The organism is Robertmurraya phoenicis, from assembly GCF_047302285.1.
In the GTDB taxonomy this organism is placed as follows: Bacteria; Bacillota; Bacilli; order Bacillales; family Cytobacillaceae; genus Robertmurraya.
Genome location: NZ_CP154845.1, coordinates 1,282,962 through 1,306,433 on the forward strand (window position 1 = coordinate 1,282,962; position 23,472 = coordinate 1,306,433).

Genomic DNA, 23,472 nt, shown 5'->3' on the forward strand with positions numbered 1-23,472 from the left:
TGAAAGCGCTTAAATCTACTTTTATTCATGTATAATAGTAGTAATTATCTATAAAATACTATTCTTAACATGTAGATTATTTAAATTGGGTGGTGGAGCCGTGGAACATAAGAAAACATACAATGCCAAAGAATTAAAGACACCTCATGGTGAGTTAATTATTGAAGGTCCTATTTCTCCAGAAGGGTTATCGCAGTTAGAGTTTCATGAAGATTTAGTCGCTTTTCGACCTGCTCCTCAGCAGCATAAAGCCTTGATTGGGATTGCCGGATTACCGGAGGGAAGAATTATCATTGCGAGACATAAGCAAATGATCGTTGGATATGTTACGTATTTGTATCCTGATCCACTAGAAAGATGGTCAGAAGGAAAAATGGATAATTTAATAGAATTAGGAGCTATTGAAGTAATCCCTCAGTTTCGTGGATGTCAGGTTGGAAAGAACTTGCTAGTCGTTTCGATGATGGATGATGCGATGGAGGATTATATTACGATAACGACTGAATATTATTGGCATTGGGACTTAAAGGGTACAGGATTAAATGTGTGGGAATACCGTAAAGTAATGGAGAAAATGATGAATGCAGGTGGGTTAGAATGGTTTGCAACAGATGACCCAGAAATCAGTTCTCATCCAGCTAATTGTTTAATGGTGAAAATCGGAAAAAGAGTTGATACGGAATCGATTCAAAAATTTGACCAACTCCGTTTCATGAATCGATTTATGTATTAGAACGACATTACGATTGGATAGAGTGTTTTAGGAGGTTTAATGATGATTGTCGAAGAGATAATGATTTCAGATGTATATACATTAGAGAAAGAGAATACGCTTGAAGAAGCGATTCAATTGATGAAAGAGAAAAGGATTAAGCATATTCCCATCATTGATCGAGAAAAGCACTTAATCGGGATTGTCACTGATCGAGACATCAAGGAAGCGATTCCATCGATTTTTTTCTTTGAAGAAAATAAAGATATTTTACAAAAGCCACTTGAATCGATTATGGTATCTGACGTCATCACTGGTCATCCATTGGATTTTGTCGAAGAGGTGGCAGCGATATTCTATGAAAGTAAAATTGGCTGTCTCCCGATTATAAAAGATAAAAGATTAGTAGGAATTATTACTCAAACGGATTTACTGCACACATTAGTAGAGTTGACAGGAGCACATCAGCCAGGATCACAAATTGAAATTCGCGTTCGCAATAAAATGGGAATGCTGTTTCGACTCTTTTCTGACATCCAAAATTGTAAGGTCAATATTTTAAGTGTTCTCGTCTATCCTGATAAAAGAGATGATGACTTTAAAATCATCGTATTGAGGATACAAACGATGAATCCATTACGCTTAATTGAAGAGCTTGAGAAATCTGGACATGAGGTGCTATGGCCAAATCTTCCGGGGATGGAAGTATGATGCAGGATTCTATTTTCATTTTTTCTGAAGAACAATTAAACTATAAATTTAATAAAGAGCACCCTTTCAATCAAATAAGGCTAAAGCTTACCTTGGATCTGCTAAAAGAAATGAACGCCATTTCTGCTAAGGATATTGTTGCTCCTCGACTTGCCACAGATGAGGAGCTGGAGCTTATCCACGATCCGAATTATGTAATCGCTGTCAAGAAGGCAGGAAAAGGGGAGCTTTCTGAAGAGATGGCGGAAAGTTATGGATTAGGTACAGAAGATACGCCTGTATTCTCTGGAATGCATGATGCTAGTGCGTTGCTCGTTGGTGGAACCCTGACCGCTGTTGACTATGTAATGGAAGGGAAAGCGAAGCATGCCGTTAATTTAGGAGGCGGACTCCATCACGGATTTCGAGGGAAAGCATCCGGCTTCTGTATTTATAACGATAGCTCAGTGGCGATTAAGTACATCCAAGAAAAGTATGGAGCACGTGTATTATATATAGATACAGATGCACATCATGGTGATGGGGTTCAATGGGCTTTTTATGAGGAGCCAAATGTGTGTACCTTTTCAATTCATGAGACAGGGAGATATCTATTTCCAGGGACAGGTAATGTGAATGAGCGTGGTCAAGGGAAAGGGTATGGTTACTCTTTTAATATTCCCGTTGACGCGTTTACGGAGGATGAGTCCTGGTTAGATGCTTATACGACATCAGTAAGAGAAATTGCTGACTTTTTTAAGCCAGATGTTATTTTGACTCAGAATGGGGCAGATGCTCATTATTTAGATCCGTTAACCCATTTGTCGGCTACGATGCGGATATATCGAGAAATCCCAAAGCTTGCTCATGAGATTGCCCACCAGTATTGTGACGGGAAATGGATTGCAGTAGGTGGTGGAGGCTATGATATTTGGCGTGTTGTTCCTAGAGCATGGAGTTTGATTTGGATGGAAATGACGAAGAATCATAATAGCTATGGTGAGCTCCCAAAAGAGTGGATTAATCGGTGGCAAGAAGAGGCTCCTATCACTCTCCCAGCTGAATGGGATGATCCGAAAGGAATGTATCGGCCAATTCCAAGAAAAGATGAAATAACAGAAAAAAATGCTCAAACAGTAGCGAATGCGCTATATCCAATCCGGAATCGGAAAAGAAGTGAAATAAAAGAGGACTGATTTAAAAAAATCAGTCCTCTCAGGCTGTAGACAAACGCTCGCTTTCTTCGTTGCTTTGCCTTGTCCGGATGCTTACACTATGGTAACTCCGCTCCTCCCAAGGCTTCACGCCTTGAAAGACAAACGTTTTCAATCAGCCTAAAGGTAACGGCTATATACCATTTTGGACTTTGTCTATCATTAGTCCTCACTGTTATTAAGCCCCATTACCTTCGTTATTTTCAGGTTCTTTTTCCGTATTGCCATTATCTTGATTTCCATCACCTGGCGGGTTTGCAGGTGGTTTTTCCGGTTTCGCTGGATCTTCTGGTCTACTCGGTTTCTCAGGCTTTTTATCGTCATCCACCGGGTCGGTCACAACAGGTGTCTCCTCAGGACCGATTCGAACCTCGTCAGAAGGAGCTGACTCTTGCCCTGCGATATCTACTGCGGTGACATAATACAAGCCGTTATCTCCTTTGTAGGAGAGCTCTTCTCCAACTCTAATGGATGCTACTTTTTTGCCTTCTTTATAAACACGGTAACCAACAATATCGTTCTCAGGATGCTTACCCCATGTGATGGTAGTACCTGAAACTTTTGCTGTTAGCTTACCTGGTACTTTCCCATTGTCTTCCATTTTATCATCTGGGAGTAAAATATTTGCCCAGCGCTCTTTATTTTTTGGTATGAGTTGTTCCGTATTAACACTTATACCAAAAATTTTCTCAATGTAGTCTGGGTTTAAAATTAGACCTGACTCTGCAAATTCTTCAGGTGTAGAATCTAAAGCTAAATACTTCTTATCCCCGATTTGTACGTATTTCCCTTCAACTAAGCTATCATCTACCTTGCTTGGAACATATTTTGCGTTAAATAAATCTGTTTCCACTAGTCCAGCTTTTGTACACGCATCAGAAGGTAGTAAGCCAGAAATCGCACAGAAAGAACGTCTGACAATTCCGCCTGGCATTTTAACAGTTTCAGACGGGTCGATTAATTCAGGAGCTACATCATAAGCAGCATTCATTAACTGAGCCCATAAATAAATGTTCCGATTTGAATAAGACAGACCTTTATAGGTTACTTGTAATGGCTTTGGTGTATCATAGCCAATCCACGTACCAAATGAAACATTCGGATTTGTTGCTACAAACCAAGCATCTTTGTATTCTTGGCTTGTTCCTGTCTTTCCAGCCCAATCAGAACTGAATTTTAAGCGGCTGTTCAATGAACCAGCTGTTCCTGAGCGAATAACATCACGCATCATGTCATAGATTAAATAAGCTGTTTGCGGACTAAATACCTCGACTGGTTCAACTTCATGCTGATAAATCGTATTCCCGTCTTTATCGACGATTTTTTCAATCATATAGCCATCAATAAATTGACCGTTATTCGCAAAAGTGCCGTAGGCGTTGACATTTTCTTCAACTGTAACACCTTCTTCTAGACCACCTATAGCTGTAGAGCGGTTCGTATAATCTCCTTCAGTAAGGGAGGAGAAGCCCATTTTACTTAAGTATTCAGCAGGGCGCTTTCCTAAAATATCGATATATGCTTTAACCGCAGGGACATTATAAGACCTTGCTAAAGCATATCGAGCCGTAACAAGTCCGCTATAGCCACCACCATAGTTACTAGGCCATGGACTACTAGATGCAGGATTTAATTTTAATGGAAGGTCAGGTAAAATGGTACCTGGTGCTAAGCTTCCAAGTTCGATTGCTGGTGCATACACAAGCAATGGCTTCATCGTTGATCCATTGGAACGTTTTGCGTTTGTAGCATGATTCCATTCTGCTTGTGAAAAATCCCTTCCGCCAACAAAGCTAATGATTTTTCCTGTTTTGTTTTCGATGAGTGAGGCACCAACTTGAACCGGTTTATTAACGGTTACTTCTTCACCCGTTTCCGGATCGGTTTCGACGACTTGAATCTCACTTCCGTAGTATTCAAATTCATTTTTAACCTTTTGCATGGCATCATATATTTCTTTGTTAATCGTAGAATGAATCTCATAGCCATTTTGACGCAAATCTCGATCAGCAAGTGTTAAATACTCATTTGTTAACTCATCATCTTTTTGTAAATCCTCTTCTGTATACCCATCTTTTTCAGCAAGTAGAACTGATAATACATCGACAGCTCTTTTTTCAAGTTCAAAAGTTAAGTATGGATATTCTTCCTGAGGACTTTTTGTAGGAGCGATAAAATCTTGAGTTATATCATAGTTAACTGCTTCATCATATTGTTCTTTTGTTATCGAACCGTTCTCATACATTCTCTGTAATACGGTTTTCATACGCGTGATACCAGGTTCTAGATTGTTTTTGATTTCCCCCTTATTCGTAAATGGGGTATAACCAAATGGACTTTGAGGAAGTCCAGCTATAAATGCCGCTTGTGGAAGTGTGAGTTCTTTGGCTGTAACCCCAAATACCCCCTTCGCTGCTGCTTGAACTCCTCCGATATTACGACCGGATGAATTTCTTCCAAAGGTTGAAACATTTAAATATGCTTCTAAGATCTCCTCTTTATCAAAGAATTTTTCTAATCTTAGAGCAAGCAGAATTTCTTTCGCTTTACGTTCAAACGAAACTTCATTTGTAAGTATTTGATTTTTGATTAATTGTTGGGTTAACGTACTACCACCTGTTTGTACAGCAGAGTTTGTTACCTCTTGGAATACCGCACGCATGATCGCTTTTGGAACGACTCCATCATGCTCATAAAAGTATTCGTCCTCTGTAGCAACAACCGCTTTAATTAGAAAATCCGATACATCTTCAATTTTGACTTCTTCTCGCTCTAAGTCTGTTCGAAGCTTTCCTAAATAAACGTTATCAGCAAAATATAAATTAGAAGTTTCTTCATAGTTGTAAATATCTTTTTTCATACTATCGTAGGAACGGAGCGGTTCATCTTTAACCATGGATGCAAAGTATCCGGCACCTACACCTCCTGCGAACGCACCACCAAGGATGGTTATGACAAGAAAGATAAGGACTAAATTCCATACTACTTGGTACGTAATGCTTGCCCCTTTTTTGGTTCTTTTATTAGAAAAAAAATCTTGGCAAGACTGAAGTATCTGTTTCCAATTAAGTTTCTCTTTCAATCGTATCATTCCCCCTAAAATCACATACATTATAGCATAAAGAGAGGTACAAGTATTGTTGATATCAATTTTTTTCTAATATTTCCTAATTTCTATTTGACAAGTTAAGTGATTTTGTGATAAAAATTCTTTAACTCATATATTATAAGCGATGATGGGATTAAATTTTAGTAGTGTTTCTATCTCTGTTTCAGAAAGCTGACGGTTGCTGCGAGTCAGTACATGTAGAGAGCATGAATTACCTCCCTGAGCTTTTACTGTGAACCGTAAGATAGTAGCAGTAAACGGAATTTCCGTTATCTTAATTAAGTGGAGAATCACTATTTGTTTTGGTTCTCAAGTTGGGTGGTACCGCGTATTAACGTCCCTTCGATCTAATCGAAGGGACTTTTTATATTGTAAAAAAGAGTTGGAGGAAAAAAATGATGGATTTATTACAGGACTTACAGTGGCGTGGAATTATTTACCAACAAACGGACGAAGAAGGATTAAAAGAATTAGTGGAAAAAGAGAAGATTTCTTTGTACTGTGGGATGGATCCGACTGGTGATAGTATGCATATCGGTCATCTGCTTCCGTTTTTAACATTAAGACGATTTCAAAATGCTGGTCATAGACCAATCGTTCTTGTAGGAGGAGCAACAGGATTAATCGGTGATCCCAAGGCAACAGAGGAAAGAGTTCTACAAACAGAAGAAACGGTTCAGAAAAATGTTGATGCTTTAACAGAGCAATTAAAAATGATCTTTGATTTTGAAGGAGAAAATGGCGCTGTCATGGTCAATAACTATGATTGGACAGCACCAATGAATATCATTACCTTCTTAAGAGATTACGGTAAACATATCGGAATCAATTACATGCTGGCAAAGGATACGATTGCTACTCGTTTGGAGACAGGGATATCTTTTACAGAGTTCACATACACCATCCTTCAAGGAATGGATTTTAAACATTTATATGAAAAACATAATTGTAAATTGCAAATTGGTGGAAGTGATCAATGGGGCAATATCACAACCGGATTAGAATTGATTCGCAAAATGACGGACGAAGATTCGAAGGCATTTGGCTTAACGATCCCGCTTGTAACGAAGGCAGATGGAACAAAATTCGGAAAAACAGAGGGCGGTTCTGTATGGTTAGATGGGGAAAAAACATCTCCATATGAGTTTTACCAATTTTGGATCAATACAGCTGACGCAGACGTAGTCAAATACTTAAAATACTTTACATTCCTTTCCAAAGAAGAAATTGAAATGTTAGAACAATCCGTACAAGAAGAACCACATTTACGCAAAGCTCAAAAGACGCTCGCTCAGGAAATGACTCGTTTAATCCACGGAGAAGAAGCATTTGAGCAAGCGATAAAAATTACCGAATCCTTATTTAGCGGTGACATTAAGAGTTTAACTGCAGCTGAAATTAAGGAAGGTTTTAAGGATGTTCCTTCTTTTAAACAGGATACGAAAGAAGACGTTGGAATCATTGATTTATTAGTGAATGCGAAGATTTCACCATCTAAGCGTCAAGCTCGAGAAGATGTATCAAATGGGGCCATTTATGTAAATGGAGAAAGAATTACCGAGCTGGATTACAGTCTCACAGAGAAGGATAGAATCGAAGATCAGTTCACCGTCATTCGTCGTGGCAAGAAAAAATATTTCTTAATTGAAGCATAAAAGGTTTCTAGGAATTTATAAATTCCCTCGATTTGTGGATAAGTGTTCGTATAAACAGTAGCAGTATCGGTATGAAAAATTAACAGGAAAAATTCCGCTTAATGAGCAACCATCATGAAAAAGAGCCGATATAACAGGAAAAATTCCTGCTATTCACTCAAAAAATGCCAAAATAAACGATTTTGCTCTCCATAAGCGGAAAATCTTCCGTTATTTCCCCTAAAAGGGACTCCGTTGAGGAGATAACAGGAAAAATTCCGCTTAAGGGTGAGAGATGTTTGGATTGAATTAGACAAACCGGGAGCTTCCTACATTTTGTAGGAACTTTTTTTACTTATCACTTTATTAGTGTAAATTTTGTGAACAGTTGAAACTTTTTACCAATTTAGTCGTACTAAAGGTATAGCAAAATTAATTCTTTTCAAAAGAAGGAGGAATGTATATCACAATGGAATCTATCATGTAGGAGAGGGTGATACATATGGAACTGTTTGGGGCCTCCATTCAATCTGTTTACTTGACGACGTTGATTATTGCTGGAGCGCTAACCTTGCTTTACATTTTATTAGGTGACTTACTTGAGGGCCTTGCTGAGCTGATCCCTTTCATTAATCCAGCTCTTATCCTCGCTTTTATTACGTTCTTTTCTGCTAGTGGCTATTTATTTGAATTATTGACCTCATTAAATAGCATGATTATTGTTATCATTTCGATTCTTATTGCTTTATTGTTGGATACATTACTTAATATTTTTATCCTTATCCCATTATCTTCTGCCCAGGAGTCACTCGCTTATTCCAATCACTCTTTGAGAGGAAGAATCGGAAAGGTCATAATTCCAATTCCTGAAGATGGTTTTGGAGAAGTCATTTTGAAAAGTGCGAGTGGTACAGTCGCGAAATCGGCTGTAAGCTTCAAAGGCGAAAGTATTGAAGAGGGACAAAATGTATTAGTCGTTGAAGTCCAAAATGGAGTACTCCATGTAGTGCCCCATGAAACACAAGAGGATTTTCTATTTTAAATCATAAGGGGGAAGTTAAATGTTACCGACGTTAGCCATAATTGGTGTTGTAGCTTTTTTATTAATTGCTTTAATTGCCGTATTTGTGACAAAGTATCGCACAGCAGGTCCAGATGAAGCGTTAATCGTGACAGGTAGTTACTTAGGTAGTAAAAATGTTCATGTAGATGAATCAGGAAATAAGATTAAAATCATCCGCGGTGGCGGTGCTTTTATTCTACCAGTTTTTCAACAAGCAGAGCCTCTTAGTCTCTTATCTAGTAAACTTGAAGTGACTACACCTGAGGTTTATACGGAACAAGGTGTTCCGGTCATGGCCGATGGAACCGCCATTATTAAGATTGGTGGATCAATTGAAGAAATTGCAACAGCAGCAGAGCAATTTTTAGGAAAACCGAAGGAAGATCGAGAAAATGAAGCAAGAGAAGTTCTAGAAGGTCATCTCCGCTCCATTTTAGGTTCGATGACTGTGGAGGAAATTTATAAAAATCGAGATAAATTCTCTCAAGAGGTGCAACGAGTTGCCTCGCAGGATTTAGCGAAAATGGGTCTCATTATCGTTTCCTTTACGATAAAGGATGTTAGAGATAAAAACGGTTATTTAGAGTCCCTAGGGAAGCCAAGAATTGCTCAAGTAAAGAGAGATGCAGATATCGCTACTGCTGAAGCGGAAAAGGAAACGAGAATTAAGCGAGCAGAAGCCGATAAAGATGCGAAGAAGGCTGAATTTGAGAGAGCAAGTGAAATTGCTGAAGCAGAAAAAGAAAATCAAATGAAAGTGGCTGATTATCGCCGTGAACAGGATATTGCAAAAGCACGTGCTGACCAAGCTTATGATTTAGAAACAGCTCGGTCGAAACAGGAAGTTACAGAGCAAGAAATGCAAATCCGTATCATTGAACGTCAGAAGCAAATTGAGCTTGAAGAAAAAGAAATTTTGCGTCGTGAGCGTCAATATGACTCTGAGGTTAAGAAGAAAGCAGATGCGGATCGTTACTCTGTTGAACAGGCTGCTGCTGCGGATAAGGCGAAGCAATTAGCTGAAGCGGATGCGAATCAGTATCGAATTGAATCACTGGCAAAAGCAGAAGCTGAAAAGGTCCGTTTAGACGGTCTTGCGAAAGCAGAAGCAGAACGGGCACAAGGGGAATCTGAAGCAGATGTTATCCGTCTAAAAGGTCTGGCCGAAGCAGAGGCGAAGCGTAAAATCGCCGAAGCATTCGAACAATATGGTCAGGCAGCTGTTATGGATATGATCATCCGCATGCTTCCTGAATATGCGAAACAAGTTGCAAGTCCACTAGGAAACATCGATAAGATTACAGTCGTTGACACTGGAGGCAATGGAGAAAATGGTGGGGCCAACAAAGTGACAGGCTATGCTACAAGCCTAATGTCCTCACTCCAGGAATCCCTTAAAGCATCTTCTGGTATTGATGTGAAGAATTTACTTGAGAATTTTTCAGGGAAAGGCAACGTCCGTGATAGCATTGATCAATTAGCTGATGAGTTAGGAAAAGAGAAAAATAACGACTAAACAGTAAGAAACCTGTCGAAATTTTGCGGCAGGTTTTTTGTTGAAAAAAATAAGGTTCCGAAGAGTCTAATTTTTATGTACTTTTCATGACTTTTTAGTAGAATGGTAGTAACAGGTTAAAGTGAAAATGAGTAATCACAAATTTAAAATATTTGTAATGAGGGATAATAATGAACAGTTTGAACACATATCTAATAGGGGATACATTAAAGTCATTCCGTGAATACAAAAAGCTTTCGCTTAAAGAACTATCAGAAGGTGTGTGTACAGAAGAGGAATTAATTTCCTTCGAAAAAGAAGTCGTTTATCCAGACTTAGAAACATTAAATCTATTATTGAGGAGATTAAATGTAGACCTAGCATATTTTTTCAATGTTGCATCAAAATCATCGATTAACTATGCGAATGCGGTTATTCGGCTGATAAATCGTTTAAAACGTGCATGGAACTATGAAAGAATCCAAGACATCATTAATAATGAATTGGAAAATCCAATATTTCAAACAGATCAGTTAAGACAATTTCTTATTTGGCATCAAGGTATTTGTACTTTCTATTTAGAAAAAGATTTATCTAAAGCACTAGACTTACTTTACCAAGCTATTGATATCACAAATAAAAATAGGGTAGAATTTAATGAAAGAGAAATTGAAATACTAACAAGTATTGCGCTATTACATAAAGAATCTGGCAATTTTGAAGAGGCAGTAAAACTTTTTAAAGATTCCTTAGAGTCTTTAGAAAATCTCCCAGACATACTTGAGCCTAGAGGAAAAATCAGAGTGTATTTTGGATTGGCTCAAACACTGACTGAGATAGGTGAGTATGCTGAATCCTTTCAATTTTCAAGAGAGGGGATAGATTTTTGTATAACGCAAGATTTAATGTTTCTATTAGCACATTTGTATTATCAGTGTGGTGAAAACCTTATTAAAATGTATCAAAAAGAAGAAGGACTTCAATATATTGAAAAGGCAATTTATATGTCAAAGTTACAAGAAAACGAAAAAATTTCTGAAATAATAGAAAATGAAAAAGACAAATTACTAAGTCAATGGTAATATATAGTAGTAGAATAAAACTAGGAGGTTGAGTAATTTGAAAAAACTTTTAACTAAAACTTTATTAGCTGTATCGTTATTAGGAATTGGTTTTGCATTTGTGAATTTAAATGATTATGCAGGGCTTCCATCTGAGCACGGTCCTAGTAAGTTATCTTACAAATACGAACTAGCTGGGCTTCCTTCTGAACATAGTCCAATGAAGCTATCCTCCACAATTGAGTTAGCTGGACTACCATCAGAGCATTCTCAAATTAAATTGATGGGACTACCATCAGAACATTAATAATAGAAGAGAGAAGTGAATTTTAATAACTCACTTCTCTTTTTTGTAAACAAACAAAAACCCTAGAGAATTTTTATCTAGGGTTTTAATCGTTAAAAAGCTATTAACGAGAGTAATTTTCTACGTTATGGAAAGCCCTAGTGATCACGGGTTTTGATGGGTGGAGTCAAAAAAAACTTCCCTCAAAGGTACCCCCCAAATGAGTGAGGGAGATTACATTATTCTACAAAGCAGAGAATAAATAAAAAACCCTAGAACCATTGTATTAAGAACGTTTCTAAGACTTCGGTAATTGCTATTTGAGTAGCAACTAAATTAACAAATGTAAAAATCCCCCTTACAAGTTATAGAACTTTGAACTCCTTCGAGAGCAGGTTAGGAATTTCGTGCATTTTATCAAAATTAACATTTTCTTTACCTAGTAACAAAGGGTCAACATCTATATTTGGATTTGTTGTTATTAGCTCTAAGGATTTTCTACTAACATCTACCAGACCTTGATGTTTTAAAACTTCTTCGTTGATTTTTTTGTGTATAAATACATCTTCAGAATAACTAAAAATTATAAAATTTATTGCAGCTAACTTATCTTCGTGAGACAGTTTTCGGAATTGCTTGTAGAAGGATCTGTATCTCTTTTCCTTTGAATCTACAAACATCATAATTACACTAGAACTTTCAAGTGGGAATACACATATATGAATCGATTTCATTTGATATTCGGGTGAATAGTTGTATATATTGTTAATAATATTACCTTCAAAATCAGTTAGCAATACAATAGTACTTTGGAAAGCGATTGGAACAACATAGTCTAGTTTTTGATGATAAAATAAATAATACTCATTATCCCATCCTTTTTTTTCTACTCGTTTTGCACGATTAAATCCTTCGATGTATTCTTGTAAATCTAAATTATTTATAATTTGTCTTTGCTCAATGTTTTCAAATGGTTGTTTGGTACTATCCACCATATTATTAAATATTTCAATTTCTAATTTTTTTTTACTTATGCTTTTTAAGAAATTTTTCATTGCAATTTGTGCTATCATTTTTGAAGTTGGTGTACCTTCATAATTGTCCGGATTTTCATAGTCACTAAATATTTTGCTATCACATTCTCTACAAATTAATTGAAAAGTACCAGTCTTGTTTACACCTATATCATCATCTAATAATGGCATGTTTATTAATTTATGGTTATTATAAACAAACCCTTCGTGAGCGATGTTTCTTAGAAAAAAAGCAGGTATTGAGTGCGAATTGCAAAAACTACTACATTTTTCACCACAATAAAAACATTCATTGCTTTTTGCATTTTTTCTACTCTTACTGAGTAATTGTCCAAAATGTTTTCTAAACTCAACTTTCTTTTCTTTCATTGCATTCAATTCTACATCTGAATCAGTTCCTAAACTAAGCATCTGAATTAAATCTTTATCATCAAAATTTAACATAAATTCGCCTCTAAATGATCTATATTATTTGAAGAAATTAATTGTTTTGTCTTCTTGAAATTTAAACAAGATATATTAAAAGAATGTTTTTTTTCTTGCGCGGCACAACTAACACAATTGGTTAGTTGTGCCGTTTCCATTTGCTTTCAATAATGTTTAAATATGCATCTGGGTCCTGTTTAAACCGTCTCTGTTTTGTGTGTTCATATATTCGCCTATTCCATTTTTTTGATTCTTTTTTGTAAGCAGAATAGGTGGCATTCTGAATCTTTTGCAGTCCATCCTGCTCATTTTTAACATTTTCGACGAATACGATATTTTCTCCATGACGAACAATGTATCGATTCCAGGTTCGACTTCCTGTAATCCTACGATGCCTTACTTTTGTTCTTCTAAAGAAAAGTTCTAGGTCATTATTTGTCCTTGGTAGGAGGGGAAAATCATAAAAGGTGAAGAGGCCTTTCCAAAATCCTTTACTATATCTCATCAGATTGTCCACAAAGGTTAAATCATCTTCACGGTTTAGTTCTTTTTCTATTTGGATCAAATATCTTCTCAATCTAGATTCAACCCAGGAACTTGATTTATTTTCTAAAGGTTCCATGATTGTGGCAATCCGTTTAAAACGTCGGTCCCATCGTTTTATGAGCTGATAATCCTTTTTATAGTTATCAACATTACTGACTATTCTGAACAACTTTTTAAGAAGAGGAGTCCCCTTTTTTATCCAGGCATTTTTCAATCGAGTCTTTGATTGATTTTGTTCGCTCAAAAACTCGTGTACCTGGCAATTCAAACGGTGGCTTTCCATCTTCTAAAAGGACGGATTGAATCGCTGCGACATAATCACTCGCGATTTCTTCTTCCAATCCTGATGGTGATTCTTCTATTTTCCTTTCGATTTCTCGGATTCCCCTTAATTTCTTTTTGATGTTTGTCTTTAATTTTCGGTCCTTTTCTACCAATGGTTTCGCGATATCTTTGAAGTAATGGAACTGACAATATTGATAAGGAATGTCAGGAGCTATTTTCTCGATTGCCAAACGGATCGACTGTTGGCCATCGCTAATAAAACCTTTAATTGGGTATCCCCAATCAAGGATTGGTTGAATGATTCCAATCAATTCTTGAGAGGCGCTGCTCTTTAAATTGTGTGCTGCCAAAATGGTGCCACTTAAGACCTCTCGTATGACATACAATGTTTCATTTCCTTTTTCAGGTTGAACACCATCAATGGATAAGACAAGGCCACCGTTTTGTTCAACCACTTCGTTCAGAGTATCTTTCATATTATCTTGAATCGCTGATCTAAGTAGTAACGCATAACGTTCGTACAGTTTTTGAACTTGCCTTTCTGATATTTTCACCTGCTTCTCAGACAGGATAGTGGCGATTTCCGAACGGGTTTTATGTTCCTTGAAACGCAAGTGTCCAATGTGTGCAATGACATCCATCCCATAAGTGATGTGTTTCATACTAAGCTGTTCTGCTTCAGCAGAACGGTAAACAGAATTGTTTTCACAAGCGTTATTTTCACAACGATAACCTAGATTGATAACTTTAAATTCCCCTTTTAGGGTAGAGATGGTTTTTCGCCAAACAGGGTGACAATAAGTTAATTTCGTGTTGCAGTCAGGGCAATTTATAATTTCAGGACTGTAATAGATAGATTCGAGTGGATTCAGCCGATTTTTTGTACGCATAAATAAACACCAACTTATATGATTTATAAGTCTATTATAACTCATTATCGTTGTTGGTGTTATTTATTCCGTATAAGTTTTTTTTAAAGCGATCGTCCACGACATGTTATAAAAAGCGCCCTCAAAACCTCCTCCAATTAAGTGGTGAGGAATACATTAGAATACAAATCAAGAGTTAAATAAAACACCCTAGAAACGTTGATTTACCAACAATTCTAGGGTGTTTTGTATCGCTTTTTAAAAAGCAATTTAATTAACGAGAATAGTACTCGACGATTAGAGATTCGTTCACTTCAGCTGGAAGTTCAGAACGCTCTGGAAGACGAGTGAAAGTACCTTCTAGTTTATCAGCATCAAAAGTTAAGAAGTCAGGTACGAAGTTGTTTACTTCGATTGCTTCTTTGATGATGTCTAGGTTACGTGACTTTTCACGAACGCCGATTGTTTGACTAGCAGCTACGCGGTAAGATGGGATATCTACACGCTTGCCATCAACTAAAATGTGACCATGGTTTACAAGCTGACGAGCTTGACGACGAGTACGAGCTAAACCTAAACGGTAAACGACGTTATCTAAACGAGACTCAAGTAGAGCCATGAAGTTTTCACCGTGTACACCAGCCATTTTGCCAGCTTTGTCGAATAGGTTACGGAATTGACGCTCGTTTACACCATACATATGACGAAGCTTTTGCTTCTCTTGTAATTGTAAACCGTATTCTGATAATTTCTTACGTTGGTTTGGACCATGTTGTCCAGGAGCGTAAGGACGCTTTTCTAATTCTTTACCTGTACCACTTAATGAAATACCAAGACGGCGAGATAATTTCCAGCTTGGACCTGTATAACGAGCCATGAATGACTCCTCCTTGTGTTTTTATTTGGGTAAAATAAAAACAGACGTGACAGCAACATTTATGATCATTTTGTTTTCATGTACCTTCGCCCTCGCAGCAGAGGGTTACACAGTACCCCATCATAATGAGGAACAAAATGAAACACAAAAGGTGTTCACATAAGCTGCGATATTTTACACAAAGAATATTATATCTATAATTGGGAATAGAAGTCAAGGAAAGAATAAAAAAAGAATAAAGTTTCTAATAATCCAAGAAACATATGTGGTATAATAGGAATTGTTGTCTTATTTAGGAATACGAATGTCTACCTTAAATGTACAAGCTAGGAAAACCAATGTCGTAGTTTAAATCATTCGTATGCTGTGACAAACATCGTTTTTTGAAACTAAATTGACAAAAATCCGACAAAAATTCAATACATATTATTATAAAATAAAGTATAGCGATCGATTAAGAAAACGGATGATAATAGGTGATGATATAAATGAATTTGCTTGAAAAAGAGTTAATAATGAACCTAAAAAGTCACTTTTTTGATTTGATAGATCAGGACAAAGGCATCCTTTCCTACGAAGAATTACTAAAAGAAATGCTTATTGTTATACAAAACTTTATCCAATCTGAAGAATTAACATTTTTCAACCTTCATGATTGGAGTAAGGAAATGTATATGATCACTTCTACGGGTGAAGTGGGAAAAACCAGTAATTCCTTTTCCAAATTGATTAGCGAGGACCTGAAAGAACTTGTTCTAAATAATTCTATCATTCGCCAACCATTCCCTTTTTCACATTTTGAAAAATATGACCTTTTGTTACCGATGCGTGGGGACAACGAAAACCTTGGAGTACTAGCTATAAAAGGTATATCTAAAGAAATTTACAGTTCCGCTCCTTTTATAGAACGTCTCGCAACGGAATGTGCGAAATTTCTTTATAAGGCAAAAGGAATTTCCGAAGTGATATTTGAAGAAAAGAGATATAAGCAATTATTTAGGGTAACGGAAAAATTCCATTCTTCCATGAATATGGACGATGTACTAGGAGAAATTATTTTTACCCTTCAAGAAGTATACCCTAGCTTCACTTATTACTTAATGCTGTCCCATGATAATAACAATAATGCAAAGCTGCCTATTAAGGATTTAGAATACGATAGTGAAAATATATCAGCTATGCAAGCCTTTGTTACAGGTACGGTCCAATTAGAAGACTCTGTCCAAGAACGGAAATCGATTCTCTATGCACCATTAAAGGGAAAACAAGGTGTTTATGGTGTCCTTCAGGTTATAGCGCCAAATACGCGGACTTTCCCAAATAATGAAATGGAGTTTATTATGCTCCTTGCCAATACAGCAGGCTCCGCTCTAGAAAACGCTCAGTTGTATCAACAATCGAGAAAGTTGATTTCCGATCTTCAATTGATTAATGAAACAACGCGTCGTTTAAATTCTGACCTTCGTTTAACAGAAACGATTAATTTTATGACTGGGCAAATCCAGACATCCTTTGTAGCAGAGGAAGTAGGCTTTATCCTTGTATCCGACAATTTTGAACAAATAAAAGTTCTCAAAGGAAGTACAGACTTCTTCTTTTCTGAAGACTCACAGCAATATCTTGAGTACATTGCAAGGAAAATAAAAACAGAAAAAGATTCGATCTTTCTTGGAGACCTACTTCTTGAAAATGCCTCAATCAATTTTCGCTCGGTAATGGCTGTGCCAATGGTACAAACAGATGTCATTATGGGATTTGCTTTAGTTCTACACCGGTTGCCGTATCACTTTTCTTTTGAAACGTTTAAGCTAATGCAATCATTGATTCATCATTCTACATTGGCATTCTCGAATTCCATGCTTCGAGAAGAGTTAGAAAAAATGGTTATTACGGATCATCTAACGAAATTGCACTCTCGAAATTATTTAAATGAAAATATTCAACGTTCGATGGCTGAAGATGCCTTAGGAAGCTTTATTTTGATTGATATTGATAACTTTAAGCAAATTAATGATTCCTATGGACATCAAGTGGGAGATGAGGTCCTTATTCAAGTGGCTTCCATCATCCATGAAAATATTAGGGAAAACGATATTGGATCCAGATGGGGTGGAGAAGAGCTTGCCATATACCTCCCAAGAATTCCCTTGCATGTAGCAGTGTCTATTGCTGAAAGATTAGTGATGAAAGTAAAAGAGTTGACAGCTCCTCGAATTACGATATCATGTGGCGTTTCTTTCTGGACGAAAGAAAAAGATGATAGCTTTACAAGATTATTTAAAAGAGCTGACCAAGCTTTGTATTTAGCAAAAGAAACAGGGAAAAATAAAGTGGTCATTCAAGAAGATGAAGAGCTAATCAGCTAATATTCAATAACTTAGATTTAACAAGGCTATTCTTCAAAGGGGATAGTCTTGTTTTTATGTAAGCCTTATATTTGTATATCAGGGGTTTTAGGATGAAAAAATACAAATTGAAAAATAAATTTAAAGGGTTCAAAAAAGGAACGCTATTTTATATGATAGTCGAATCAGAATTCATCGGAGTAAAAGAATTTGTCTTAAGAACAGAAGATCTCTCTGAAAGAATTAGTATTTCAGAGGAAGAATTGGAAAAGAATTTTTACTATTTGGGGTATAAATATTTTTTCTGCTAAAAAGGCTAGACGAGTTGATCATCTAGCCTTTAACCATTTAAAGAAAACGAACAAGCTCCTCAACGAAGGCCTCTAAGTTTTCTTGATCTACTTCATCAAAGCGATTCTTTTCAGGAGAATCGATGTCAAGTACTCCTATTACCTTTCCATCCTTAATAAGTGGAACAACAATTTCAGATTGGGAAGCTGCGTCACAAGCGATATGCCCTGGAAATTCGTGAACGTCCTCAACGCGGAGCGTCTTCATTTGACTCGCGCTAGTGCCGCAAACTCCTTTCCCAAAAGAAATTCTCACACATGCTGGTAACCCTTGAAATGGTCCTAAAACAAGTTCATTTTCATCTGTTAAATAGAACCCAACCCAATTAATTCTATCTAAAAATTGGTTCAAAAGCGCAGCCGCATTGCTTAAATTAGCCATTTGATTTGGCTCTCCTTCTAATAGAGCAACAAGCTGCTTGTTAAGGAGGTTGTATTGATCCTGCCGATTGCCGTCATATGATTGCACTTTAAACATAATTCTCCCCCTATAAAAAATGATTTTCTCATTATGCCACAAATTATGATAAAAAACGAATATAAATGACTAAGAAATTTCCTTCATTGTAGCAGAAACAGTAGAAAAATAGGGGACTTTGTCTATTTTTTTATAAAGGAAAATGAGAGTAATAGAAGAAGTTTATATAGTGAGAAAATAAGTTTGTATGTACGCTAGTATTTTATCATAGAGACTAGGTGGAAAAGGCGGTGTTAACATGGTTCAGAATACGAAAGATGATATCCTAGAAGCAGCTATTCATCTATTTAACACAAAAGGATTTAACGGGACTTCCATAAGGGATATTGCAGGTAAAGCGAAGGTCAATGTATCCAATATTTCCTATTATTTTCAAAGTAAAGAAGGTCTTTTAGAGCATTGTTTTACAACATATTTTGAAAAGTATTTACAGCTGATTGAAGAGGGCTATCATGATGGGATGAAAGAAGGGGCATTGGGGCAACTGCGACAAATCACAGAGAAAATTCTTCATTTTCACAGTGAATATATTCAGCTTACAAGACTCGTACTTCGGGAAATATCAATCGATTCACAAATGGTAAGAGAAGTCATGTCAACTTACATTTTGAAAGAACGATATTACTTAAAAAGTGTATTTGAAGATGGGATTCGGGCAAAGGAGTTTCATTCCTTCTCTGTTAATTATATGTTGATTCAATATAAAAGCTTAATTACAATGCCCTTTCTAAATAGCTATTACTTAACGGAAGTCCTCCAAGTGATTCCGAACGAAAATTATTTTGTAAAAAGATATTTAAAGGATATTAATGGCTGGTTTGAAGGCGTTATTTGTCGGAAACCGAGTCATAGTTTATCTGTCGCCAATAACTAACAATACCAAACGGCAAACAAAGCCGTTTGGTATTTAAGTTTATTTACGAATTAATTCCTCAAAGCCCTGTTTTAGTTCCTTCGCCTGATGGGCATCTGAACCATATATTAGAGGAATTCCAAGTTTAAGTGCTTCTTCGGCAACCCATTTCGGTGGATAGGTCTCACGACATAGCGGTTTAGCCGTTCCTGCCCCGTTATAATCCAGCTCATAGCCCCGATCTCTGATTATTTTTAGAATATTCATTAATTCTATTTTATTGTCATCAACAGGAGGGAATTTCTTTTGGAATTTCTTCACTAATGTAATATGACCGATTCGCTTCGGTTTATAAGGCCCAAGTTCAGCTTGAATCGAACGTAATAACGTTCGATAATAATTTTGATAGACGGCTTGTAGAGAGCCGTACTTTTGAATCATTTGCTCAAAGACATCAGGACTATAATCTAAACAATCATAGGAGTATTCATGTTTCAAAAAATGAACGGATAAGATCGCATCATCAAGCATCGGACCATAAAGATCGAGAAAGTCCGTGATCTCCTTTTCAAATCCTTCGATAAAATCCACTTCTAAACCACAATTTATCCGAATGGATTTTTTATAAGTGCTCTTTAATTCCTCAATGCTATGTAAGTAATCTTCTAATACATCAAGCCTCATTCCACTATCCTGATCAGGAGTTGTGTCGATAAACCCAGTTGGAAGGGGAGCGTGCTCAGTAAAAGTTATTTCCTCAAACCCTAATTGAATCGCTTTTTCGATATATTGATTGAAAGAATCCTTTGTTCCGTGTGGACAAAAAGGGGTGTGGATATGCCCGTCCTTAAGCATCATTAAATAGCCTCCTCAATCATATTTCCTATTTTAATAGTCGAAATAAGGCATTTTCCGTCTCACTATGAAAGAAGTTTAGAAATTTTCGAGTGTTTAATACAAAAATTTTGAAATTAATAGTCAAAAAATGTCGTTTACATGGTATCATAAAAACATTGAAATACACTAGGGTTTGGTTAAAAATATTTAATTAATTTGAGAATTCTAAATGATAACTCCACTTAGGGGATATATAAGATTTTTTCGGGCCAGTTTTGAGCTGGACAGGAGGCTTAATATGGAATATATTATCGGCGCACTAGTTTTAATTCTTATTCTATATATAACAGGTTATATTTTTAAAAAGAGGTTTTATAAAGAAATTGATCGGTTAGAAGCTTGGAAGATTGATATTATGAATCGTCCAGTATTAGAGGAAATGTCAAAGGTAAAGAAATTGAATATGACGGGACAAACAGAAGAGCTCTTCGAAAAGTGGAGAAGAGAATGGGACGAGATTGTCACTTCTGGTCTCCCCGACGTAGAAGAATATTTGTTTGATGCAGAAGAGTACATTGACAAATATCGATTTAAAAAGGCGAAGACATTTCTTGTAGCGATCGAGAAAGATTTACGTGAAACTGAAAATAATATTCAAGTATTAATTGATGAAATCACCGATTTGGTTGGTAGCGAAGAGAAAAGTAGAGTCGAAATGGAAGAACTGAGAGAAATTTACCGTTTAAGTAAAAAAACACTCTTAGCTCATCATCTAAATTACGGAATTGCCGAAAAGAATTTAGAATTACAACTTGATGAAATCATCTTGAATTTTCAGGAATTTGACGAACTTACAAATAGCGGGAACTATCTTAAAGCCCGAGAAATGGTCGATTCCATCAAGACAAAACTTGAAGCTGTCACCATTAAATTAGAAAAGATTCCGAATCTCCTTGTGGAGTGTCTGTCAAAAATTCCAGCTCAACTGGAGGAGTTGAAAGATGGATTCCGTGAAATGGTGCAGCAAGGATTTGTGTTAGAACATGTTCAAATGGATCAAGAAATTGATAAAATCGAAAATGAACTCGAGATCTTTAAGCAATATTTAGAGAGAACCGAAACAGAAGAAGTCGAAAAAGGCTTTGATGATATGAGGGAACGGATTGAGTTCCTTTATGATTTACTAGAAGCTGAGGTCACGGCAAAACAATTCATCAAGGATACTGAAGAAGAAACGAAGCAATTACTGGAAACGACGATACAAGCAAGTGTGGATTTGAAAACTGAAATTGAATTAATCAAGCATAGCTATCATCTTCCTGAAAATAAGCTTGAGGAGGAAGGAAAATTAGAAAAGCTTGTCCATCAATTACAGAAGCGTTATGAGTTGTTAGAGCATAAAATCACAAAGGATGAAACAGCTTTTTCCTTTTTAAAAGAAGAATTAACGAAAATCAAGGAAGAGTTAGAAGCCGTAAGTTTGGAGTATGTTACGTTTAAAGAAAACCTTCAAATGCTTAGAAAGGATGAACTTTCAGCAAGAGAGAAGGTACAAGAATTAACGAGAAAAATGACAGAGTCCATCAAACTCGTATCGAAAAATAATATTCCTGGTTTACCGGAAGATTATGTAGTCCTTTTTGACGATGCAAAAGAAAGTATTGCAGATGTGAAAAAGAAGCTAGAAGAAAAGCCATTGGATATTCCGAGCGTACTAAACGTTCTAGAGGTCGCTGTTTTACATGTTGAAAAGACCTTTGAAATGACAAATGAAATGGTTGAGACGGTTATGTTAGTGGAAAAGGTCATTCAATATGGAAATCGCTATAGAAGCAGATATCCTTCTGTGGAAAAAGGGTTAAGAGAAGCTGAAATATCGTTCCGAGGCTATGACTATCAAACTGCATTGGAGCAAGCTGCCACATCAATCGAAGAAATTGAACCAGGCGCCTTGAAAAAAATCGAAGCTTTGCTTGAAGAGCATGTATACTAAGTAAATTCTAAAGCTGACTTAAAAGTGGTGTAAAACACTTTTTAGTCAGCTTTTTTATGCGCAATTGTTTCTGGATGATTTTCAAATTTGATGATGTATGTTAACATTTACTGTTAGCGAAAGCGTCAAACATACTTTAAAGAATGAGTACCTAGGTTTAGGGGGAAAGTGATGATATATTTCGATAATAGTGCGACAACAAAACCATATGAAGAAGTAGTCGATTCCTTTGTGAAAGTGACGACCGAATATTTTGGCAATCCTTCTTCATTACATCGAATGGGTGGGGAAGCAGAAAAGCTTTTGAATATGGGGAGAAAGCAAATAGCCGAGTTATTAGAAGTGAAAGCGAATGAACTGATTTTTACATCTGGTGGAACGGAGAGCAATAATTTGGCTGTTAAAGGTGCGGCGTTGATGCATCGAAAACGGGGGAATCATCTTGTCACAACAGCGGTAGAACATGCCTCAATAAAAGAAACCTTTCAGCAATTGGAGGAACTCGGATTCAAGGTGACCTATCTTCCCGTTGATCAAGAAGGAAGCGTTCATGTTAAAGATGTAGAACAAGCAATTTCAGAGGATACGATTCTGGTGTCCATCATGCATGTCAATAATGAAGTGGGAACAGTTCAACCGATAGAAGCAATCGGAAATATGTTAAAAAACTATCCAAAAATATTATTTCATGTTGATAATATTCAAGGGATTGGAAAGGTTCCGTTAAATATACAAAAATGCTCTGTTGATCTCTGCTCTTACTCAGCCCATAAATTTCATGGTTTAAAGGGAACTGGGCTTCTCTACATACGTGAGGGAGTAAACATCTCACCGTTGCTAACAGGGGGCAATCAGGAACGAAAACAGCGTAGTGGGACGGAAAATGTAGCAGGGATGGTTGCACTTGCTAAAGCTCTTAGGATGACGTTAGAGAATGAGAGAGAGTTTTTAGACAAACTCCTTCAAGTAAAGGAGACCATCATCAAGGGGATTTCAGAACTCGAGGAGGTTACGATTCATACTCCAGCAAAAGGCTCTGCTCCTCATATTATCAATTTTTCAATTAAGGGATTTAAAGCAGAGGTCTTTGTCCATGCCTTAGAGGAGAAAGATATTTATGTATCAACGACCAGTGCCTGCTCATCGAAAAAACAAGCAGTCAGCAGTACATTAATCGCAATGGGGGTTTCAGAAGACATAGCGAAGAGTGCAATTCGTATCAGTTTATCCTATGACAACACAATAGAAGAAGCTGATTTTGTGATAAAAGCGATAAAGGAAACGGTAAATAAATTGAAAGAGGTTATGAATTAAG

General features: G+C 36.6%; 20 protein-coding genes and 1 other annotated feature. Of the genes, 13 read left to right on the forward strand and 7 right to left on the reverse strand.

All coding sequences use genetic code 11. The features are described from left to right. Nucleotides 1–100 precede the first annotated feature (100 nt). The 3 genes from AA0X71_RS06255 to AA0X71_RS06265 are packed head-to-tail and all read left to right on the forward strand — an operon-like array spanning nucleotide 101 to nucleotide 2,598. Nucleotides 101–733 carry an N-acetyltransferase gene (locus AA0X71_RS06255; RefSeq protein ID WP_413360436.1) on the forward strand — a complete coding sequence of 211 codons (633 nt, stop codon included), beginning with the start codon at nucleotides 101–103 and terminating at the stop codon, nucleotides 731–733. Between the two features lie 42 nt (nucleotides 734–775). Continuing rightward, the gene (locus AA0X71_RS06260; protein ID WP_413360438.1) at nucleotides 776–1,423 is read left to right on the forward strand and encodes an acetoin utilization AcuB family protein; all 648 of its coding nucleotides are present in this window, start codon (nucleotides 776–778) and stop codon (nucleotides 1,421–1,423) included. After that, nucleotides 1,420–2,598 (forward strand): acetoin utilization protein AcuC, encoded by a 1,179-nt coding sequence (locus tag AA0X71_RS06265; protein WP_413362497.1) that lies wholly within the window; start codon nucleotides 1,420–1,422, stop codon nucleotides 2,596–2,598. Before AA0X71_RS06260 ends, AA0X71_RS06265 begins: the two co-directional genes overlap by 4 nt. Nucleotides 2,599–2,794: 196 nt before the next feature. On the opposite strand, the gene AA0X71_RS06270 is transcribed toward AA0X71_RS06265, so the two are convergent. Then, nucleotides 2,795–5,707 (reverse strand): transglycosylase domain-containing protein, encoded by a 2,913-nt coding sequence (locus AA0X71_RS06270; RefSeq protein ID WP_413360440.1) that lies wholly within the window; start codon nucleotides 5,705–5,707, stop codon nucleotides 2,795–2,797. Nucleotides 5,708–5,840: 133 nt separating this feature from the next. Continuing rightward, nucleotides 5,841–6,070, forward strand: a binding site (T-box leader). A gap of 53 nt (nucleotides 6,071–6,123) precedes the next feature. Here AA0X71_RS06270 and tyrS point away from each other — a divergent pair. The 5 genes from tyrS (at nucleotide 6,124) to AA0X71_RS06295 (ending at nucleotide 11,285) form a co-directional block, all read left to right on the forward strand. Further along, a complete protein-coding gene (tyrS, locus tag AA0X71_RS06275; RefSeq protein WP_413362499.1) occupies nucleotides 6,124–7,380 on the forward strand; it encodes a tyrosine--tRNA ligase in 1,257 nt (418 codons plus the stop codon). Between the two features lie 481 nt (nucleotides 7,381–7,861). Further along, nucleotides 7,862–8,401 (forward strand): NfeD family protein, encoded by a 540-nt coding sequence (locus tag AA0X71_RS06280; protein WP_413360442.1) that lies wholly within the window; start codon nucleotides 7,862–7,864, stop codon nucleotides 8,399–8,401. Between the two features lie 19 nt (nucleotides 8,402–8,420). Continuing rightward, nucleotides 8,421–9,938 carry a flotillin family protein gene (locus AA0X71_RS06285; protein WP_413360444.1) on the forward strand — a complete coding sequence of 506 codons (1,518 nt, stop codon included), beginning with the start codon at nucleotides 8,421–8,423 and terminating at the stop codon, nucleotides 9,936–9,938. Between the two features lie 170 nt (nucleotides 9,939–10,108). Next, entirely contained in the window at nucleotides 10,109–10,999 is an 891-nt protein-coding gene (locus AA0X71_RS06290) for a tetratricopeptide repeat protein (protein WP_413360446.1), read from the forward strand. A 37-nt stretch (nucleotides 11,000–11,036) separates the two neighbouring features. Then, entirely contained in the window at nucleotides 11,037–11,285 is a 249-nt protein-coding gene (locus AA0X71_RS06295; RefSeq protein WP_413360449.1) for a hypothetical protein, read from the forward strand. A 344-nt stretch (nucleotides 11,286–11,629) separates the two neighbouring features. Here AA0X71_RS06295 and AA0X71_RS06300 read toward each other — a convergent pair whose 3' ends face one another. The 4 genes from AA0X71_RS06300 to rpsD all read right to left on the reverse strand — a co-directional run bounded on the left by AA0X71_RS06300 (nucleotide 11,630) and on the right by rpsD (nucleotide 15,301). After that, nucleotides 11,630–12,742, reverse strand: a complete 1,113-nt coding sequence (locus AA0X71_RS06300; protein WP_413360451.1) for a hypothetical protein — start codon at nucleotides 12,740–12,742, stop codon at nucleotides 11,630–11,632. A 121-nt stretch (nucleotides 12,743–12,863) separates the two neighbouring features. Continuing rightward, entirely contained in the window at nucleotides 12,864–13,301 is a 438-nt protein-coding gene (locus AA0X71_RS06305; protein ID WP_413359312.1) for a hypothetical protein, read from the reverse strand. Between the two features lie 142 nt (nucleotides 13,302–13,443). After that, on the reverse strand, nucleotides 13,444–14,445 hold the full coding sequence (locus tag AA0X71_RS06310; protein ID WP_413360453.1) for a transposase: 1,002 nt from the start codon (nucleotides 14,443–14,445) through the stop codon (nucleotides 13,444–13,446). A gap of 253 nt (nucleotides 14,446–14,698) precedes the next feature. Further along, the gene (gene rpsD, locus AA0X71_RS06315; protein ID WP_413360455.1) at nucleotides 14,699–15,301 is read right to left on the reverse strand and encodes a 30S ribosomal protein S4; all 603 of its coding nucleotides are present in this window, start codon (nucleotides 15,299–15,301) and stop codon (nucleotides 14,699–14,701) included. A 488-nt stretch (nucleotides 15,302–15,789) separates the two neighbouring features. Here rpsD and AA0X71_RS06320 point away from each other — a divergent pair, with 488 nt between their 5' ends. After that, nucleotides 15,790–17,667, forward strand: coding sequence for a diguanylate cyclase (locus AA0X71_RS06320; RefSeq protein ID WP_413360458.1), 1,878 nt, complete (start codon nucleotides 15,790–15,792; stop codon nucleotides 17,665–17,667). A gap of 92 nt (nucleotides 17,668–17,759) precedes the next feature. After that, nucleotides 17,760–17,957: a hypothetical protein gene (locus tag AA0X71_RS06325; protein ID WP_413360460.1), complete on the forward strand. Its 198-nt coding sequence runs from the start codon at nucleotides 17,760–17,762 to the stop codon at nucleotides 17,955–17,957. Nucleotides 17,958–17,994: 37 nt separating this feature from the next. Here AA0X71_RS06325 and AA0X71_RS06330 read toward each other — a convergent pair whose 3' ends face one another. Beyond that, nucleotides 17,995–18,474, reverse strand: a complete 480-nt coding sequence (locus AA0X71_RS06330) for a GAF domain-containing protein (protein ID WP_413360462.1) — start codon at nucleotides 18,472–18,474, stop codon at nucleotides 17,995–17,997. A gap of 238 nt (nucleotides 18,475–18,712) precedes the next feature. On the opposite strand from AA0X71_RS06330, the gene refZ reads away from it, so the two are divergent. Beyond that, the gene (gene refZ, locus AA0X71_RS06335; RefSeq protein WP_413360464.1) at nucleotides 18,713–19,348 is read left to right on the forward strand and encodes a forespore capture DNA-binding protein RefZ; all 636 of its coding nucleotides are present in this window, start codon (nucleotides 18,713–18,715) and stop codon (nucleotides 19,346–19,348) included. A 39-nt stretch (nucleotides 19,349–19,387) separates the two neighbouring features. Here refZ and hisJ read toward each other — a convergent pair whose 3' ends face one another. Beyond that, a complete protein-coding gene (hisJ, locus tag AA0X71_RS06340) occupies nucleotides 19,388–20,182 on the reverse strand; it encodes a histidinol-phosphatase HisJ (RefSeq protein WP_413362501.1) in 795 nt (264 codons plus the stop codon). Between the two features lie 280 nt (nucleotides 20,183–20,462). Here hisJ and ezrA point away from each other — a divergent pair, with 280 nt between their 5' ends. Then, on the forward strand, nucleotides 20,463–22,157 hold the full coding sequence (gene ezrA, locus AA0X71_RS06345) for a septation ring formation regulator EzrA (protein ID WP_413360466.1): 1,695 nt from the start codon (nucleotides 20,463–20,465) through the stop codon (nucleotides 22,155–22,157). Between the two features lie 171 nt (nucleotides 22,158–22,328). Then, the gene (locus tag AA0X71_RS06350; protein ID WP_413360469.1) at nucleotides 22,329–23,471 is read left to right on the forward strand and encodes a cysteine desulfurase family protein; all 1,143 of its coding nucleotides are present in this window, start codon (nucleotides 22,329–22,331) and stop codon (nucleotides 23,469–23,471) included. Nucleotide 23,472 lies beyond the last annotated feature (1 nt).

Coding starts and splice junctions, on each gene's coding strand:
- AA0X71_RS06260 (WP_413360438.1), top strand. CDS start 776: ATGATTGTCGAAGAGATAATGATTTCAGATGTATATACATTAGAGAAA.
- ezrA (WP_413360466.1), top strand. CDS start 20,463: ATGGAATATATTATCGGCGCACTAGTTTTAATTCTTATTCTATATATA.
- AA0X71_RS06350 (WP_413360469.1), top strand. CDS start 22,329: ATGATATATTTCGATAATAGTGCGACAACAAAACCATATGAAGAAGTA.
- refZ (WP_413360464.1), top strand. CDS start 18,713: ATGGTTCAGAATACGAAAGATGATATCCTAGAAGCAGCTATTCATCTA.
- AA0X71_RS06280 (WP_413360442.1), top strand. CDS start 7,862: ATGGAACTGTTTGGGGCCTCCATTCAATCTGTTTACTTGACGACGTTG.
- AA0X71_RS06285 (WP_413360444.1), top strand. CDS start 8,421: ATGTTACCGACGTTAGCCATAATTGGTGTTGTAGCTTTTTTATTAATT.
- AA0X71_RS06310 (WP_413360453.1), bottom strand. CDS start 14,445: ATGCGTACAAAAAATCGGCTGAATCCACTCGAATCTATCTATTACAGT.
- AA0X71_RS06330 (WP_413360462.1), bottom strand. CDS start 18,474: ATGTTTAAAGTGCAATCATATGACGGCAATCGGCAGGATCAATACAAC.
- tyrS (WP_413362499.1), top strand. CDS start 6,124: ATGGATTTATTACAGGACTTACAGTGGCGTGGAATTATTTACCAACAA.
- hisJ (WP_413362501.1), bottom strand. CDS start 20,182: ATGCTTAAGGACGGGCATATCCACACCCCTTTTTGTCCACACGGAACA.
- AA0X71_RS06325 (WP_413360460.1), top strand. CDS start 17,760: ATGAAAAAATACAAATTGAAAAATAAATTTAAAGGGTTCAAAAAAGGA.
- AA0X71_RS06300 (WP_413360451.1), bottom strand. CDS start 12,742: ATGTTAAATTTTGATGATAAAGATTTAATTCAGATGCTTAGTTTAGGA.
- AA0X71_RS06320 (WP_413360458.1), top strand. CDS start 15,790: ATGAATTTGCTTGAAAAAGAGTTAATAATGAACCTAAAAAGTCACTTT.
- AA0X71_RS06265 (WP_413362497.1), top strand. CDS start 1,420: ATGATGCAGGATTCTATTTTCATTTTTTCTGAAGAACAATTAAACTAT.
- AA0X71_RS06290 (WP_413360446.1), top strand. CDS start 10,109: ATGAACAGTTTGAACACATATCTAATAGGGGATACATTAAAGTCATTC.
- rpsD (WP_413360455.1), bottom strand. CDS start 15,301: ATGGCTCGTTATACAGGTCCAAGCTGGAAATTATCTCGCCGTCTTGGT.
- AA0X71_RS06270 (WP_413360440.1), bottom strand. CDS start 5,707: ATGATACGATTGAAAGAGAAACTTAATTGGAAACAGATACTTCAGTCT.